The sequence below is a fragment of the Acidimicrobiales bacterium genome, assembly GCA_036399815.1.
In the GTDB taxonomy this organism is placed as follows: Bacteria; Actinomycetota; Acidimicrobiia; order Acidimicrobiales; family DASWMK01; genus DASWMK01.
On the sequence record DASWMK010000251.1, the window covers coordinates 1 to 3132 of the forward strand.

Genomic DNA, 3132 nt, shown 5'->3' on the forward strand with positions numbered 1-3132 from the left:
CGACCTCCAGTCCGACGACCTTGGCGCGGACGCTCCCGTCGACCTCTTCGAGGCGCCCGAGCAGTACCCGCTCGACCGCTGCTCGGAGGTCCCGGCTGACCTCAGCCATTGCCGATCGCAGAGGAACTGGAGCGCGAGCGCGAACCGGCATGGCGCCAACCCCGACTACGGGCGTCTACTGCCGGTGCTGGAAGCGTCAACCCTGTCGTGATGCTCGATGGCTCGCCTCGCCTCCGAGCCCGCACTGGTGATGATGTTGCACGGCGGCTCGGCGAGGGAGGCAGCGAGGAACATCGTGTCCGCCGCGACGCCGGGGTCCTCCGTGGCGTCGGCGACGTGCAGGCGAGGGACGACCAGCACATGCCCGTCGGTCACTGGGTTCAACGGCTCGAAGGCGACGGCGTCGGCGTCCTCCCACACGAGAGTGGCTGGCGGCCGGCCGGCGACGATCTCGCAGAACACGCACGGCCCGCCGCGGGTGGGATCAGCGGCCGTACCGGTCACGACGCGGCCTCGCGGACCGGCGACCAGCTGCCTCGTCGTGCGCCGTAGGGCTTCTTCTGTTCGACGCCACACCACACGCAACGACGGATCGAGCACGTAGTCTCACGTTGGCCGTGCGCCACCACGTCCAACCCACGCGACTGCCAGGCATGGACGGCGCCGCCTTCGGTGCAGCGGTCGTTCGCGTTCACAGCCGGATCCTTTCGATGCGCTCTTGGAGAGTCGAAGCGATGGGAGCGCAGTCGATGTGCTGCCCGATCAGCGAACCGTCGGCATCCCGCCACGGTGGCAACGCGAACTCCCCGAGAAGCTCGAACAGCTTGGCGCGGGGGAGGACAACCACCTCGTCGCTCCACCCGTCATCGAAGTCGCTCACGTGTCGTCCTTTCGTTCGATGAGCTGCCCGCACCAGGAGCAGCGCGGACCATCCGGGGTGTCCGCGACACGATCGAATGCGAACACGAGGTCACGCGGCGTTCCGTGCGACCCAGCGGCAGTCGCTCGTGTGGACGGCGATACCGTTCTCGGTAACGAACTGGCCGCAGGCGCAGCGGAGGCGGGCGCCGCAGTTCACACACGCCCCGCCGCCCCGCCAGTTGTGGCCCTCCATCTGGCACACGGCGTCATAGGTCGTCGCGCCGAGGCTCCAGTCGTCGCTCATGTTTCGTCCTCCGCGGTACCGGGAGGCGGTCGGCGAACCGTCGCTCCGGTGCGCCGCTTCCGCGAGTCGTCGTAGTTCTTCCCTGCCCTCCCGCGTGTTCACATCGACAGTCACGAGATGGCATCCATGAACTCGTCCGACGCCTGCCAGCCTTCGACCAGGCCGAGCGCACGGAGCTTCGACAGGGCCACACCGATGGTCGACGCCGACGGCGAATAGCCGGTCCGCTCAGCCACCGTCTCCTTGTCCAACGCGTCCGGCCACGCCTCGACGAACACGTCCAACACCCGGCGCTCCGTGCCACCCACGTGGGCGCGCCAGTAGTCGAGCAGCGCCGGCCCCGACGGGCAGCTCGTCAGACAGGTCGTGCTCGGCGGCGTAGCGCAACCCGTCGTCGGTCGCCTTGATCGGGTTGCCGGTCGGCTCCACCAGCCCCGCCTTGCGGAGCTTGCTGAGCGCCACACCTATGGTCGACGCCTTCGCGCTATACCCGGTGAGGAGCGCCAACTGGCGGTGGGTGCGGCCGGCGGGGAACTGAGCGAGCACCGACAGCACCCGGTGTTCGGTCTTGCCGAGCCGAACGCTGTCCCCAGCGGGCGGCTGCGCGCCCCGAGCAGAGGCGGACCCGGCAGCCCTGGGTGAAGGCCCGCGTGCTTCCTTGGCGGCCGGCTGAACCTCCGACCGTCGAGTGTCATCCCGCCGGGGAACAGCACCATGGCCGACGAGGAGCCCGCGCACCTCGGCGAGCGCGTCGGCCACAGGCGCGAGCGCGTCGACCAAGCGGGCGACCGTCTCGTCCGGCAGGACCGGCACTTCGACCCGCTCCACCACCGGCTCCGGAGTCGCCGACCGGGCAGCCGCCAACTCCCGATCGAGGGCGGCGACACGGCGGCGCAGTTCCTTCGGGTCGTCCGCCTTCGCCCGCTCGATGGTCTCGGCCATCTGCTCCTTGATCGCGGCGGCGTCGATGTCGGCGAGGGTGGCGGGAGCGCGGCGGATCTGACCCACCTTCGGGGTGGCGCCCGAATCGAACGTCGACCGGCGACGGAACCGGAACCGCGCGGGCTCCGCAAGCCGCTCCGGGGACCACAGCCACGCCTCCCCGTCCTGCAAGCTCGGCAGCGACGCCAGCACCTCACCGGCCTCCGCGTGTGTCTCCACCCAGCCCTTCACCGCCGCCCGGTCCTGCGGACTGAGGGTGCGGAGGACGATCAGCGAGTCGACCTGGGTGAGCACGTCCTTGTTCAGCGCCGCCGAGCGCTGCGACACGACCGTCACCCCGAGGCCCTTGAACCGGCCCTGCTTCACGATCCGCTGCCAGGTGGAGACGAGCGGCCGCTGATCCTTGTCGACCGACTGCGGCAGGTACTCGTGGGCCTCCTCCAAGAACAGGTGCAGCACCCGCTCCTCGTCCTTGTGGCGGAACAGCCGCTCCCCGAACGCCAGCAGGAACCGGCGCTGCTCGCTGATCGTGAACTGGCTCACGTCCAGCACGCATGGCAGGTAGCCGCGCCGCTCGTCTCCGAGGACGATGTCGGCGATCAGTGGCCCCATCTCCGGCTGCAACGGGAAGTCGCCGTGCTTCCCGCCGAACACCGGCAGTGGCAGGCCGGGATGCTGGCCGTCAGCTGAGGAGCGGACGCCCCACCAGTCGCCCTTCGGGTCGACCGCCACCCACGGCACCCCGGCCGACCACATCTCCTCGGCCATCACCACGGCGGCGTTCGACTTGCCAGCGCCCTTCTTGGCGAGGATGCCGAACGTCTCGGTGACCGAGTCGACCGGGAGGATCAAGCCGGAGCCGAGGTTGAGTCCGTCGCTCATGGCAGCACCGCCTCGACCTTCGCCACCAACTCCGCCGGAGCCGACCACGGGGCCGCCTGCTGGCCCCTCCACGGAACTGGCTCAGGCAGGGGACGCACGTCCTCCAAGAGCCAGGCGAAGCGGCCCTCGGAGTAGTCGCCGAA

Annotated in this window: 5 protein-coding genes; all 5 read right to left on the reverse strand. The window is 70.0% G+C overall.

All coding sequences use genetic code 11. From position 1 onward, the window contains the following. Positions 1 to 165: 165 nt before the first annotated feature. Complete coding sequence (locus VGB14_18955) at positions 166 to 600, reverse strand: HIT domain-containing protein (GenBank protein HEX9995012.1); 435 nt, start codon at positions 598 to 600, stop codon at positions 166 to 168. A gap of 91 nt (positions 601 to 691) precedes the next feature. Beyond that, positions 692 to 880 (reverse strand): hypothetical protein, encoded by a 189-nt coding sequence (locus VGB14_18960; protein HEX9995013.1) that lies wholly within the window; start codon positions 878 to 880, stop codon positions 692 to 694. A 90-nt stretch (positions 881 to 970) separates the two neighbouring features. Continuing rightward, the gene (locus tag VGB14_18965) at positions 971 to 1165 is read right to left on the reverse strand and encodes a hypothetical protein (protein ID HEX9995014.1); all 195 of its coding nucleotides are present in this window, start codon (positions 1163 to 1165) and stop codon (positions 971 to 973) included. 110 nt (positions 1166 to 1275) lie between these two features. Then, complete coding sequence (locus tag VGB14_18970) at positions 1276 to 1401, reverse strand: hypothetical protein (GenBank protein HEX9995015.1); 126 nt, start codon at positions 1399 to 1401, stop codon at positions 1276 to 1278. Then, entirely contained in the window at positions 1394 to 2989 is a 1596-nt protein-coding gene (locus tag VGB14_18975) for a helicase HerA-like domain-containing protein (GenBank protein HEX9995016.1), read from the reverse strand. Before VGB14_18975 ends, VGB14_18970 begins: the two co-directional genes overlap by 8 nt. Between the last annotated feature and the right edge of the window lie 143 nt (positions 2990 to 3132).

Coding starts and splice junctions, on each gene's coding strand:
- VGB14_18965 (HEX9995014.1), bottom strand. CDS start 1,165: ATGAGCGACGACTGGAGCCTCGGCGCGACGACCTATGACGCCGTGTGC.
- VGB14_18975 (HEX9995016.1), bottom strand. CDS start 2,989: ATGAGCGACGGACTCAACCTCGGCTCCGGCTTGATCCTCCCGGTCGAC.